Annotated in this window: 14 protein-coding genes; all 14 read left to right on the top strand. The window is 39.7% G+C overall.

The features are described 5' to 3' along the window. Window position 1: 1 nt before the first annotated feature. The 14 genes from IGK82_RS13505 to mobP2 all read left to right on the top strand — a co-directional run bounded on the left by IGK82_RS13505 (window position 2) and on the right by mobP2 (window position 14,096). The gene (locus IGK82_RS13505; RefSeq protein ID WP_016622598.1) at window positions 2-799 is read left to right on the top strand and encodes a hypothetical protein; all 798 of its coding nucleotides are present in this window, start codon (window positions 2-4) and stop codon (window positions 797-799) included. Window positions 800-870: 71 nt separating this feature from the next. Then, on the top strand, window positions 871-1,065 hold the full coding sequence (locus IGK82_RS13500; protein ID WP_014862493.1) for a hypothetical protein: 195 nt from the start codon (window positions 871-873) through the stop codon (window positions 1,063-1,065). After that, window positions 1,058-2,176, top strand: a complete 1,119-nt coding sequence (locus IGK82_RS13495; RefSeq protein ID WP_016622140.1) for an ArdC-like ssDNA-binding domain-containing protein — start codon at window positions 1,058-1,060, stop codon at window positions 2,174-2,176. The genes IGK82_RS13500 and IGK82_RS13495 overlap by 8 nt, the downstream gene beginning before the upstream one ends. Before the next feature lie 12 nt (window positions 2,177-2,188). After that, the gene (locus IGK82_RS13490) at window positions 2,189-4,549 is read left to right on the top strand and encodes a VirD4-like conjugal transfer protein, CD1115 family (protein WP_016622139.1); all 2,361 of its coding nucleotides are present in this window, start codon (window positions 2,189-2,191) and stop codon (window positions 4,547-4,549) included. Between the two features lie 19 nt (window positions 4,550-4,568). Continuing rightward, window positions 4,569-6,482 (top strand): pLS20_p028 family conjugation system transmembrane protein, encoded by a 1,914-nt coding sequence (locus IGK82_RS13485; RefSeq protein ID WP_430605212.1) that lies wholly within the window; start codon window positions 4,569-4,571, stop codon window positions 6,480-6,482. Beyond that, window positions 6,479-6,790 (top strand): hypothetical protein, encoded by a 312-nt coding sequence (locus tag IGK82_RS13480; RefSeq protein WP_016633145.1) that lies wholly within the window; start codon window positions 6,479-6,481, stop codon window positions 6,788-6,790. The genes IGK82_RS13485 and IGK82_RS13480 overlap by 4 nt, the downstream gene beginning before the upstream one ends. Then, window positions 6,780-7,370 carry a hypothetical protein gene (locus IGK82_RS13475; protein WP_016633144.1) on the top strand — a complete coding sequence of 197 codons (591 nt, stop codon included), beginning with the start codon at window positions 6,780-6,782 and terminating at the stop codon, window positions 7,368-7,370. The genes IGK82_RS13480 and IGK82_RS13475 overlap by 11 nt, the downstream gene beginning before the upstream one ends. Then, entirely contained in the window at window positions 7,354-9,300 is a 1,947-nt protein-coding gene (locus tag IGK82_RS13470) for a type IV secretion system protein VirB4 (RefSeq protein WP_430605211.1), read from the top strand. The genes IGK82_RS13475 and IGK82_RS13470 overlap by 17 nt, the downstream gene beginning before the upstream one ends. After that, entirely contained in the window at window positions 9,300-9,881 is a 582-nt protein-coding gene (locus IGK82_RS13465; RefSeq protein ID WP_430605209.1) for a hypothetical protein, read from the top strand. The genes IGK82_RS13470 and IGK82_RS13465 overlap by 1 nt, the downstream gene beginning before the upstream one ends. Window positions 9,882-9,887: 6 nt before the next feature. Further along, a complete protein-coding gene (locus IGK82_RS13460; RefSeq protein WP_430605208.1) occupies window positions 9,888-11,000 on the top strand; it encodes a lysozyme family protein in 1,113 nt (370 codons plus the stop codon). 21 nt (window positions 11,001-11,021) lie between these two features. After that, window positions 11,022-11,834 carry a hypothetical protein gene (locus IGK82_RS13455; RefSeq protein ID WP_430605207.1) on the top strand — a complete coding sequence of 271 codons (813 nt, stop codon included), beginning with the start codon at window positions 11,022-11,024 and terminating at the stop codon, window positions 11,832-11,834. 310 nt (window positions 11,835-12,144) lie between these two features. Continuing rightward, window positions 12,145-12,411: a hypothetical protein gene (locus IGK82_RS13450; protein WP_014862503.1), complete on the top strand. Its 267-nt coding sequence runs from the start codon at window positions 12,145-12,147 to the stop codon at window positions 12,409-12,411. Further along, the gene (locus IGK82_RS13445) at window positions 12,412-12,855 is read left to right on the top strand and encodes a hypothetical protein (RefSeq protein ID WP_174115633.1); all 444 of its coding nucleotides are present in this window, start codon (window positions 12,412-12,414) and stop codon (window positions 12,853-12,855) included. After that, window positions 12,852-14,096, top strand: a complete 1,245-nt coding sequence (mobP2, locus tag IGK82_RS13440; RefSeq protein ID WP_430605206.1) for a MobP2 family relaxase — start codon at window positions 12,852-12,854, stop codon at window positions 14,094-14,096. Before IGK82_RS13445 ends, mobP2 begins: the two co-directional genes overlap by 4 nt. Window positions 14,097-14,099 lie beyond the last annotated feature (3 nt).

Raw genomic sequence — 14,099 nt, 5'->3', positions numbered from 1 at the left:
TATGAAGTATTGGTATCAACAATATGTAGTGGAACGCGTATTTAATATGGTTGTAAATGTATGTATCTTTTTTGCTTTAGCTGATGTGGGAATGGAAGGTTGGCAGAGTATGAATGCCATGACTATTTCTTTTGGGCAAGAAACATTTGGAGTAGGGAGGTATATTCGTTTAATATATGCTGTTTTGGTTTGTGTTTATTTGCTCAGTCATTTCATAAAAGAACAAGGAAGCCTGTTAAAACTTTTGACACCTATTACAAATGTGTTTATTTCGTGGGCTTTAATAGGAATAGTTGGTGGACTTTCAGAATCAGTGTGGCACAAGCTGTTACCGATATCTTCACTACTTATTATTTGTTGTTTGTGGCAACAAGTAATTAAACTCCATGATGAAGAGTTGGCTCAAAAACTTATAACATCAGATCGTTCTTCAGAAGAAAAGACGTATTTTCAGTTGGTAAGAGAAAAACGTGTGTATACGTTATCGAAGGACAAAGGAAGTTTAACGGAACAAGAAAACCTTGTACCTAGAAAAATAGAGCTTGCCTTCAAAGTAAAATATTTCCCGTCATTCTTGCCATTTTTAGTGGAAAGAACACCGTCAAAAGAGAAAGAAGTTCCTTTCTTATGGTTAGGTATTTTCTATCTGAGTCTAGGAGTGTCTTTTTGTGTGGCACAAGTAGTAAATATCTTTGAGTTATCTATTTTTAACATACTCTTGCATGCAAGTTTAGGAATTTTTTATTGCTTAACTCTGTGTGAGCACAATCTATACCTGTATAAAAGATCAAAAAAATGACTAGAAAGAGTCCTTGCTTATTTGCAGGGACTCTTTTTTGTATTTAAAAATAACGTTTTTAGGAGGAACACATGAATAAAAAGAAATTGGTTCGAATCACAAAGGTGGAGCCTAATCGGCTATACGCGAAAGATTTAGAAACAAAAGAAGAATTAATGTTGGAAGTAGACGAAGTGATTGCGGAAGATTTCCAACAAATACTAAAAGAAAAACATCAATTTGGCGAAGGGGTCTTTATGACTAGAGAGGAGTTTCTAAATGGCTAAGTGGCAAAAACGGACAAAAGAAGAAATTGAACAAGAGGTCCAACAAATGACTGAAAAAAGCTTGACCTACATTCAAAACCATACCAAAACAATTGAAGATCAATTAGAGTTGTTGCGGTTTATGGATCGTTTCTATGAGTATTCTTTTCGGAATCAAGCATTGATTCAGGCGCAATTTGAAGGTGCTCAGGCAGTAGGAAGCTTTGCCTTTTTCAAAAAAATGGGCTTCTCTGTTCAACGAGGCGAGAAAGGGATTCGTATTTTAAAACCCAATATTTTTGAATACATTAAGGGAGAAAATGGGCAATGTATTCCTTTATCAAAAGCCACCAAAGAACAAAAAGAAAAAATTCAAACAGGAGAATTAACGAAACATAGTATTTATTCGTTTTCGCCAACAACTGTATTTGATATTACGCAAACCAATGCGAAACCTGAGGATTATCCTAAGTTGTTTCCTAATAAACGGTTTGCCTTTTCAACAGAAAAAACAACCGATTTAGCTGCTTTAAAACAATCGTTGCACCATGTTTCAGAGAAAATGCAGGTACCTATTCGTACGCCGCAAACGTCTCGTATGGGTTTTCAGGAGTTAGGTTTGGCTAAAGGCGTTTTTGCGACAAGTATAGACGGCAAACAAAAAGAAATTGTACTCAATCCAAGAAACACGCCAACAGAAGAAGTGGCTACTTTGATACATGAATTGGCCCATGCGCAATTACATGATCGTACGCGACAAAATGAGCCGAATTCGTACTGGTCTACCAAACAAGTGACGGCACAAACGACCAATATCAAGGAATTACAAGCAGAAATGGTGTCTTATGTTGTTTCAAATCATTATGGGATAGATACGAAAGAACATGCGATTCCTTACATTGCTAACTGGACGAAAAATGGCCAAATGTTTTATGAGGAAAACGCAGAAGAACAAGTGGCTATTTTAGGAGATATTCAAAAAACATGTAAACAATTTATACAAGAAATTGATCAACAGTACGAAAAAAGCTTAGCCAAGACCAATGAACAAGAAAAAACACAGACCCCCTCTAGTACACGAAAAGAACATGCACCAGCTGCTAAAAAGAGGACGCAAGGTCTTGGTCGTTAAGGAGGGAGATTCATGCATAAGAAATATAAACAATGGAAAGTGATTCTTGCGCACCCTTTAGTGATTGTTTTTGTTGGTGTAGTCTCTTATTTTGCATTGCTTATAGGATTAAATATTCTCACAAAACTTCTTTATGTAGGCTTAACTGCGTTAGTTACGGTAAAAAATCAAGGGATTTCACCAGAACTGATGGAAAACGGTCCGTCTATTGGGCAACAATTATGGGCCTATCTCTTACAAACGTCTCCTTTACAACCAGCGCCTTTATTCGGTGCGTACATGCGCTTTTTCCCACTAGCAGTTTTGGTTATTTGGTTATTGCTTGTACCAAAAAAACTATACCAAATGCGAATTGCTTATAGGGATTTAAACAAAGGCACAAAAGGGGTTGCTCGTTGGACAACCTTTAAAGAAATGCTTGAACAATATCCAATTGTGGCGTTGAATGAGGAAGAATATGAAGGAGAAAGTGGGATTCCGGTCCTTCATTTTAATTTGTCTCCTGTGTGGTATTTTTTATGGAAGTTTCAAGGATTTTCACTGCCTTTTTGTTCGAAGGGATATGTGTTTATGGATCGAAATAAAACCAATGCTTGGGTAGACGCAGGAACACAATCTGGAAAAACAGAAATGTATACTTATCCCACGCTAGACCTGATTATGCGTGCAAAAGAAAAAGATTCGGTGATTATCACTGATTTAAAGGGGAATATGATTAAAAATACTAAAGCAGAGTTTGAGCGTTTTGGCTATGACGTTTGGTGTTTAAATTTAGTGAAGCCAGAGTATTCAATGGGGTATAATCCACTAGAATTAATCAAAAAAGCGTATTGGGAAGGTGATTACGATACAGCGCAATTGTTATGTAACACGTTCACTTACTCCTTGTTTCATAACGAGCATTCTCATGCAGACCCTATGTGGGAAGAAGCGTCTATTGCGCTAGTGAATGCGCTAATTTTAGCAGTATGTTTTCTTTGTAAAGAGAAAGACGAACCTGAAAAAGTCACTATGTATACCGTTTCGGTTATGTTGAGTGAATTGGGCCAAGATCCAGACGAAAATGGCATGACGTCTTTAGACGCGTTTTTCAGTGATTTAGAGCCAACGAATCCAGCAAAACTTCAATTTGCGACGATTCAATTTTCTCAAGGAATTACCCGTTCTGGGATTTATACAGGTACAATGGCAAAACTAAAGAGTTTTACCTTTGATAGTATTGGTCGTTTAACGGCTAAAAGTAATTTTGCTTTTGAACAATTGGCGTATGGGGAAAAACCAGTGGCGTTGTTTATTGTTTATCCAGACTACGACGACTCCAACTATGCGTTAATTTCCACCTTCTTAACACAAATGAATTATGTGTTGGCAAAATGCGCGACTTTATCCAGAGACTCTAAATTGCCACGTAGAGTAAAAAGCGTCATGGAAGAGGTAGCCAATTTTCCAGCTGTACCAGGCTTAGAGCGCCATATGAATGTTGGATTAGAGCGTGGCATGATTTATTATTTGATCACCCAATCAATGGTACAATTAGACAAAAACTATGGTAAAGAAGGCGCCCGTGCCTTAATAAATGCGTGTGGAAACAAGATTTATATTATGGGAGACGGAGAAGACGATGCGAAGTATTTCTGTAGTATGTTAGGGGAAACAACGGTTATTTCTACTAGCCGACATGGGGATCCGTTAAGCATGGATAAAAGTTATGGTGAATCAGAAGACGGACGTGAATTGCTAAAAGAAGAAGAGCTACGGTTATTGAAGCCTGGAGAATGGATTGTTTATCGGACGAAAATGCGTAGAGACTTAAAAGGGAATGGCGTTGAGCCACGACCGATTCGAGCGTGTGAAGCAGAGGGAACCAAAATGTTGCACCGCTATGAGTATTTAATGCCTCGATTTGATCACCCAATGACTTTTGAGGAATTACATGGAGAACCAAGTCCACATGCGTATCTTTGCATGGAGGAGTTAATTATCGACTTTAAGATTGATACGGTTGATATAGAAGATACTGGGGTTTATACAAAAGATCCACAACCAAAAATTTCTCATGATGAAATAGAAGAGCCAAGGGAGGTGGAAGAAGTGGAGTATATACATGGGACAACAGAAGAAACGTTGCCAGAAGAAGAAGTTTCTACCATGATTGAAGAGTTAGAACCTATTCATGACACGTTTACCTTATTAACTAACGTGTTTAGTGAGGATCAATTAACCTTGATGCGCGCCATTGTTCAACGTTCCGTGGAAGAAGACCAATACGATCGTTTTCTTTCTTTAGATACAGTGGAAGAAGTAGAAAATTGGTTGATTTATTTCGATATTCCTGAGGTTCAAGAACTATTTTACAGTATGGTAGAACGCTAGGAAGGAGGAATAGGAATCGATGTCCAATGAAGAAATCATTGCTCGACTATTAGAATTTGATCCGTTGTTAAAAGTAATTACGTTTTGGGACAGCGCTTTGCGAGATATTTCATTTAATCTATTGCTTGGTATAAAAGGATTTGTGGACACCTTGGGTGAAGGTGTGGGTCAAATGTATAAATTAATGAATTTTTGGGACAGTCAAGCGGTCAGAAATTTTATTGATCCTTATCGTCCGGTAGTTATTTCGTTAATGATGTTGGCGATGTTGTGGATCGCCTTTCGCTTAATCGGTGACCCAAAAAAAGACAAACAAAAAATCGTGAATAATATATTGATGGCAATTCTAATGTTTGTAGGATTGCCTTTTTTTATGGGCAAAGCGGGAGAATTGGTCTCAGCTGGTCGAGAAGGACTACAACAACCTTCCGAAGCCACGTTACAAATCTTTAAAGACAATATTACGGATTTGTATACCATTGACAAACAAGGGTGGCAATATCCAGCCAATGATGTAGGCGTGAATGATATTCAAAAAATTGAAAATTTACAATTATTGGATATTTCTGAAGTGGTGGATACAGATTTTCATTTGTTTAAAGAATCACCCTTATCGAAAGAAGGGAAAGAAACTTTAAAGAAAAAGGTGGTAGAAGTAAATGGAGAGGCTAAATTAGCCAAATTAGAGTCCCATTTTCTAAAGAGCGATGAGGCCTATTACCGTTATTCTTGGCACCCTTGGTATATCTTATTAGAACTGCTTGCTTACGGGCTTGTTTTAGTGTTTACCATTTTTAAAACAGGAAAAATTTGTTATGAAATTGGTGCTATGCGGGTGTTGGGTTATGGCTTGACACTGACAGATTTAGAGAATGGCCAACGAAACAAGACCTTATTGTTAAAAATCAGAAACTCGTTTATTGTTTTATACTTGCTCTCTGTTTTATTGACTCTCTTTGTTTTGTATATGACATCGGTAAGAGAATTGCAACTAGAAAAACCATGGGATATTATTGCGATTCTTGCCGGTGCAATGGCCGCTATTGATGGTCCAAATATTGTGGAACAGTTATTTGGCATTGATGCAGGCTTAAGTTCTGTAGGAAGAAGTTTAGTCGGCTTTACACAAAGCAGTATGGCCGCAACCAGTGCAGGAAAAGCCATGGCAAGTGGTGTATCTAAATCTATGCAGACGGCAAAATCTGTTGGAGGAAAAGCTGTACGAGGCGCAACGAATGCCGGTGCAGGTTTAGGCGGTTTATTGAAAGGCTTTAAAGGAGGTCCTCTTCCAGAAGACGGTGCTTCCACAGGGCCAAAAGCTAAACCTGAAAAGACTACTCAAACAAATGGCACAAAAGACAACACACCAACAGCAGGAAACAAAGAAAACACAGAACCTAATCATTCGCCAGAACCAAAGACCAATCTTTCTGCGAATGGCTTTGGGGAAGAGGGAACGCCTTCAGGAAGTAATGGTGAACAACCTACACCACCAATGATTACGGATCCTAAAGAAGCGGCTAATTTACTAAATGATTTAACTGGAGCCAAACCAGATTCTACAGGGACACCTCCGAAACTAGGAGAAGGAGCTGGAAAAGCAACACCGGCAAATGATTTCTCCAAAAATGGCGTGAAAAAACAAGTTTCGGTTTCTCCAGGACATTTAGCTGCGTATCAAGCAGGCAATTTAGTTGAACAACCAGAACCGAAGGCTAATCCAGCAACCTTACCAATGGCTGCTAAAGAGGCAAGAGCAAGATTGGAAAGAGATCTATCTACACCAAGCTCTGACGATACATTCAAAGACGCTATGGTAGATAAATACATTTCTACACGGCAAAATCTTGCACAAACCAAACTGGTACGTGGTGGCGTACGAAGTTATGAATTAGGAAAAAATACAGGAGAGAAATGGAGAGATAAACCATGAGAAGACAAATTCCTGTGCCAAAACGATTGATTGAAAAAGAAAAATACAATCAAAAATTAAGCTTAAAAGACGCTCTTCTTGCGGTTTTAGCTATTCCTTTTGGCTTTTTACTGTCTACTTTTTTTGTAGGGATATTCAAAGTGATTGTGTTGATTTTGTTTCCAGTAACGGTTTATTTTTTGATTAGTCCGTCTGAAGTACACAACAAAAAGAATTTTCAGGTGATTCTCCGCGCGTTTTATAAAACACGCGGGGTCTATCACCCTATTCACCCACCAAAAGCAGAGGAGGAAGATCATGGGAATTGATGCGATTGCAGAACGAAAGAAAAAACAAACCCGAGAAGCAAAGAAAAATCAAAAGCGGATTTTGGAATTAACGAAATTGTATCCCGTTGCAGGTATGACACCAGAAGGGTACATCAAGTTAAGAAATAGTTACCGGGAATTGTATGCAGAAATTACAGTGCCTAAAAAGTATGATTTGGATTATCTAACTTATGATGAACTAGATTACATTGAAGAGAATGCGTGGGAATTTATGCGGGAATACAAACGTTCCGTCAAAGAAGTGTATATGAATTTCCCTGAACGAAATCAAACGCAACAACAATATTATAAAAAAATGATTGATTCAACGACAGATCTCGTTCATTTACGACTCTTACACACGGAATTAGAAAAATTAAAGTGGTTAGAAAAAAATGTGATGCGATTCACCTCATTTACGTGGTTTTTCGGAGATACCATCAAAGAGTTAGAAAATAATTTAAGCAAAATTAAGAAGTACAAAGTATATGACTATCAGGTAATTTCTGAACAAGATAAAGTGTTGGTCTTACAACTAATGAATAATACGGGAGGGATTCGACTTGTGGAAGAAGAATAAACAGATAAAAGATCAAACAGAACATACCCAACAAACACGAAGAGATCTTCAGTTGATTTATGATACGCAACCAAAAGGTGGCGTATCTACTGCACATGAATTTTTCTTGCGTTTTGGTGATAGTTACAATACGTGTATTCATGTGGTGGATCGCCCCACGTTGTTTACAGATACCTGGATTAAAAATTTAGTAATGCCACATACGTTGTTAATTGTGGATTATTATACGCCTGAAGATAAGGATTATAAAAAAGCAATTTCTGATTCTGTCAGTGAAATTGCCTCTCAAAGACGACGTGCCCCTAATCAAACTACAGCGGATGATTTAGCGGCAGAAGAGCAAATTTCACGGGAATGGTCTTTGGCATTGAGTCAAACAGGAGAACAAATCAAACAAGTTCATTTACGAATTTTTGTGTATGATGCCACATTAGAAGGGCTAGAAAAGCGCGTCAATACGATTATGCAGACTTTGGGTAGTGATGGGTATACAGGAACGGTATTCATGGATGAAAACGACGATGAATACCGTTCGATGTTTTTACCAATTCATGAACAAGAAAAACTATCTAATTCCAGGGAAAGTTTGCCTTTGCCTGGTGAAGTCATGGGGTTAGGTTTTTCTCATAACCAAACAGCGTTAAATGACCGACGAGGGCGCTATTATGGTACGACGTTTTCTGGTGGAACGGTATACATTGATTTTTTTGCGAAAACAGACAAACGCACTTACTACAATGTGTTTTTATCTGGAGATATGGGCGCGGGAAAATCAACGCTATTAAAAGCGATGTTATTTGATCGCGCAATGCGTGGTGATTTGATTCGTATTTTTGGCACAACGAAGGAAGCCAATGCGTTGGTTCGCTTGTTTCAGGGCGCAGTCGTTAATTTAGATGGCACAGACGGCATGATTAATATGTATCAAGTATTTCCAACGGTCGTCCGTGAGGACGGCACGGTGGACGAAAAAGCGTCTTTTCAGCAACATATTTCCAAAGCAGGAATTAAGTATCGCATGTTTAACAAAGAAGCGAAAGAGGACATAGTAACCCTTTATACGAATACTCTCCATGATTTTTATGAAGACATTGGGTTAATTGGAGAACGACAAACAAAACCTGTCACGTCGCTTCCAGTGGAAGAATATCCTATTTTAAGTGACGTGATCGCTTATTTTGAAAAACGAAAGGAAGAAGAAAGTGATCCAGAGTATCAAAGCTATTATTCAAGTATTCTTCTTTCGTTAACCAAATTAAGAAAGCAGTATGGCAACATGTTTAATGGCCATACGACGTTTAAAGATTTAAGCAACGTGCAGGTTGTTTGTTATAACACGAATACTTTGGGACAGCTTTCAGGAGAAATTCAAGATTTACAAATGTACAATGCCATTGACCAAACGCATGAAGCGTGTATGCGTCAAGGGTTGAAAGAATTTGATTTGTATAACGAACGGATAAAAACAATGAATTCAGAAGAAGCCCTTGATTTGGCTCGGCATTTTGTGATAGCGGTAGACGAATGCCACAACTGGATTAATACAACGAAGTCTTACGTTACACGGTTCTTTATGACCATGATGTCTGAAGCACGGAAGTTGTTTGGAGGTATCTGGTTGGCGACTCAACGCTTGGAGCGAATGTTTCCAAATATGGATCAGGTGTCAGACAAAGACATGGCAGAAGCTGCGAATGATATTTCGCAATTGTATGGGTTGTGTCAGTATCGTTTCTTATTGAAACATAGTCAAGTTTCTTTAAAGATTATTCGAGAATTGTTTGGAGATAGTATTTCCGAACTTCAATATGAGTTGTTGCCGAATTTAAAGGTTGGGCAAGGACTTCTCTGTATTGATGGCGCAGAAAATTTATTAATGACGACTGAACGTACGCAAGAAGAAATACTTCTCTTTGGAGGTGGTGCGTAATGAAACAGCCAAAAGAATTTCGGGTGTTTATTGCGTGCTTTTTTGTCGTGTTTTTACTTATAGGCATGGTTTCGCTTTTCTTCCGTAATGAAGGAAAAGGCGACGTTGAAGAATATGTTCTTTCTTCCACCATGAAAGAAGATGCTTCAACGATTAACCGTTCGTCTGAGTCAATGGAAACGTCGTCCTCCTCAGTAGAAAAAGAGCCTTCTAAACGTGCTGTAGACCAAGCCAATTGGAATGCGTCGTCTTTGGATACGATTAGTAAATTAGAAGCGCTAGGCACGCAATTTATCGTTTCATTAATGAACCCAGACGTGAAAAAAGACCCAGCAATCAAGGCTATTACAAGCGAATCTGTCCAAAAGCAATTGGCTTCTGGACAGATTCCTCTTTATCAGTTTATTCAAAACATAGAGAAGGAAGAAGTGGTTCATTATGGGGCAAAAGAGCAATTGATTTACTCCTTTATGAGTGTAGATAAACAGAATCGAGGCATATTAATGACTGGAAAATTATTGTTTGGCCAAAGTGGGAATGACTGGAAAATTGAAGAGGTTTCTTTTGAAGAAAAGAGGTAATGCCTAGTGAAAAAACTCCTAAAGCATAAGTTATTATGTTGGCTTCTTCCTGGTAGTTTTTTCCTCACGATTGCTATTTTTTTCTCGGTGATTCTTCTTGCGACAGGCGCTTTATTTTTAGCGCAAGCAGATAGTGCAAGTAGCGGACAAGGAGAAAATGTTTCAGGTGTTTTGGGGAATCAAAACCTTAGTCCAGAAGTGCTGGCAAAGAAAGCCATCGTTGAAAAATACGCCAAAGAGGAAAACATTTCTGAAGAAGTCCCCGTCTTATTGGCCATCATGATGGTGGAGTCTGGTGGGAAAGAACCTGACCCTATGCAGAGTAGTGAGTCGGCAGGCTTGCCTCAGTTTGCGTTGGCAGATTCTGAGTCGTCGATACGACAAGGGGTTCGATATTACAAGCAGTGCTTGAACCAAGCGCGAGCGTTAGGCAATGACCGTTGGACGGCTGTCCAATCGTATAACTTCGGGAGTAATTACAATGTGTTTGTTTCTCAAAACGGCAAGAAGCACTCGACAGAATTGGCGGATAAATATTCGTTAACGGTGGTGGCGCCGTCTTTAGGAAATACCACTGGAGCAAGATACACCTACAATGATCCAATCGCTGTTGCGTACAATGGCGGGTACCTCTATTTGAATGGTGGAAACTTCTTTTATTGTGACAAGGTAAAACGTTATGTGACGTCGCAACAACAAGAAGGAAGTACAGGTGCGATTAATACGCTTGATGGCGTTTTAGGTCAAACCCTTAACAATGGAGAGTGTTATGGGCTTACGGCTTACTATGTCACACAATTAGGTGGGCCGCAATTGATGGGATCCAATAAATGGTATGCCTCACAGATAGGAACAGACTATGATTGGGCTGCCTATGGATGGGAAGTTATCTTGAATCCTAGCTACAATGATGTGCGTGCCGGAGACGTTATTAATTTTGGTCAAGGTGGGTATGCCCCCCAAGTTTATGGCCATACCGGTGTGGTAGCCAGCGTTGACGGAAACGGTCAACTTACCACCTATGAACAGAACGCAGAGCAGGGTCGTGTAGCGGCAAAATACACTCGACATTGGGGAAAAGAATACCCAATTGTAACGAGCCTGGTGCGTAAAAAATAATGAGTGAGAGGAGGAGAAACCATGATTCCAGAACTGTCATTAAAGGATGGACGTGTGAAGAAATATCGGCGAATGGGTGGAGTCCTTTTAACGATTTTCTTTGTTTTGTTTGGTAGTTTATTTTTCTATTCAGGCAATGAAAAAGACAAAGGAGTAAAGATTGGAGAGGACATTGAGCAAGGGCAAAATGTGGTTCAGTTAGTGGAAGCCAACTACTACGAAGACCAAGAGCTTCTACAGCTAGGTGTGTACTTTAAGGTCAACAAAATTGACCCGCTAGACCCTATTCAACCCGTTGTTCAAAAGACTAAAAACATGTTGAGTAAGCTAGACGTCAAGGTGGAAAAAATCACAGACGATTACTATCAACTGTTCGTTAAATCCGTTAAAAAAGACAGAGATTTTGTCCTTGCGGTGATGTATACAAAGAGTGAACAGAAGAGTTTGATTAGTGGTTCTGAGCTCTTCCCAGTCTCTGTAAAAAGGGCGAACCATCAGAAGAAATTCCAGCCAAAAACAGAGGAGGCTTACTTGAAAACCTTGTATGTTTTTCTAGAAAAAGAAGCGCAGAAAGAAGCTAAAAAATCGGAAGCGACGATTCGAAAAGCACGGCAAGATATTAAAATTTTAGAAGCAGCCAATCAAGAAATGAAAGAGCACCTCTCCCTCAAAACAAGTGAGCAACGGACGACGGACGAAGGGAAAATTTCTCAGAACCAATCCAAGATTCGCTCGTTGACTCAGAGCATAGAGGAAGAGCAAAAACGAGTGGAGGAACAGGAAAAAAAGATGGTTCAGTACCAAAAATTAGCTAAAAAATTAGAGGGAAATTGAGGGTTTTTTACCGGTAAATTGGGTGTTTTTAACGGTAAAAATGATTTTACCGTTAAAAATCATAGTTTTACCGTTAAGAAAGTACCGGTAAAACAGGCAATTTTACCGGTATTCACAAAAAAAGTGATATCACGCTAAAACCAAACCGCACTGCGGTTTATATCAATTTTGATATCAGGTTCCCCTTATGCTCTTACAAAGAGTCTGTGCACTTGTGGCCAAGCCCACAGACTCTCTGTAACGCGATAGCAGGAAGCTCCGCTTCCTCTATCGTACTTCGCTTGATAGTTTGAACGAAAGGAAGACACTTATGGCAGATATTTTATTAAGGAAGCTCTCAAAAAAAACGGTGGCGGGTCTGGACGACCTAGCGACAAAAAAAGGCGTCAGCCGAGAAGCTTACGCAAAGACTGTGCTTGCCTCTCACGTGGCAGGCGCCGAGTTCACCGGCGAACGTTTGGAGTGGGAGGCGCTGGTCAAAAACCACGAGCGGGTTTTGTCTGAAGCGTTGCGTATCATTCAACAACAGGATGCGGTCATTGATCGCTTCCTCAAAGAATTTGGGGAGGGTGTGTAAATGGATTCTGTTCAACGATTTGAAGCGAGGTTCACGAATGAGGATAGTCCGTTTGGGTTAGCCTACATTGAACGCTATGCGGAACAATACCCAGGGAAGAAAAACGCTGAACTACTTACGATGATTTTTGAAGAACATGCACGAATGAAAGAAGAGCTTGAAACCTTACAACAATTAAAAAAAGAACTCCTCGAAGACGTAAAAAAAGAGCTGGACCCAATACGTATTCGGACAGGATACATCGATAAAAATACGCGTGTGCTGATGGAGATTGAGAATGGTCGGTTAATCAAAGAGGGAATTTCTTCTCTAGGTGGTATGAGTGACTTGGTAGCCAAACCAATGAAGCAGGCAATCCAACGAGTGAGTGATGAGATTGCCGCGTATCGAACGAAGAAGTTAAACCGTGAACGATACAAGGGACCACAGGAGGGGAATGAATGACCGAGAAGAAACGACCTGGTGTGGTCTTTGCGTTTCAATACGTCACAGGAAAAGCAGAAACTTTTAAAACGTATGTGGATTATTTGGACCGAGACGAGGCTGTTCGTAATGAACACTTTGAGAAATTCAATGCCGCAACCAAAGACAAAGATGGGTACTTAGAATACATGGGCAATCCTGAAAAAAGTGATGGGCTGTTCACTGCGAATAAAGATCACTTAACTACCAAAGAACGGCTATCGATTAAAGAAGTCTTTCAACAGGCACAAGAGCAAGACTCGGTTATGTGGCAAGGGGTGGTGTCGTTTGACAATGACTGGTTAGCCCACTATGGTTTTTGGAATCCTCGGACGAAGCAGTTACAAGCAGACGATATAAAAAATGCGTTTCGTCACATGATGAAAGAAACGTTAGTGGAAGAACAGCTGGCAGACTCGGCTAGCTGGGCGGCTTCTATTCACTATAATACGGATAACATTCATATCCATTTTGCGATTGTAGAACCAGAACCAACACGCCCCTATGGTCTTTATACGAATCGAAAAACAGGAGAAACGTATCAGGCCAGGAAGGGGAGCTGGCATAAAAAGACCTTGGACCATGTGCGAAGTCGTATGGTGAGTAATCTCTTAGACCGTGATCAATCGTTAGCGAAAATTTCTACTTTAATACGGAAAGAAATTACAGGACCTGGTTATTCATGGAAAGCAGCGTTACGGGAAGAACCGTACCGGCAATTGTACACACAAATTTATGATCGCTTGCCAAACGATCGACGTTTATGGAAGTATAACAATCACGTATTACGAGAAGCGCGTCCGTTCATTGATCAATACATTGAGCGGTACTTGTCGGAGTATCAACCTTATTTAGTTTCGCAACTGGATCAACAGTTACAAGAAGAAATGGATGTTCGGGAACGAGCATACGGAACAGGGGATATAGAGTACAAACGAATTCTGGATTATCGGAAAAATAAATACCATGAGTTGTATACGCGGTTAGGAAATTCCTTATTGCGAGATATGAAGGAACAAGACCAGGAACGAAAGAAGCGTGCCCCTCGTCAGTATGAAACGAATCAAGAGGAGTGGGAGAAGACCACTAAGCAAAAACCGTTAGTGAGTCAGAAGCAACTAAATAAAATTAAGCGGGGATTAGATAGACAGGTTGAACATGCCCGGAACCAGCGAATCTATCAACAATTACTCCGTGAGCAAGAACAAGAAAATAGTCGATAAAAA

This window comes from Enterococcus sp. AZ197 (genome assembly GCF_050556405.1).
Taxonomy (GTDB): domain Bacteria; phylum Bacillota; class Bacilli; order Lactobacillales; family Enterococcaceae; genus Enterococcus; species Enterococcus faecalis.
Note: the sequence above shows the minus strand (reverse complement) of the source record. Positions and strands in the feature narration are given on the sequence as shown.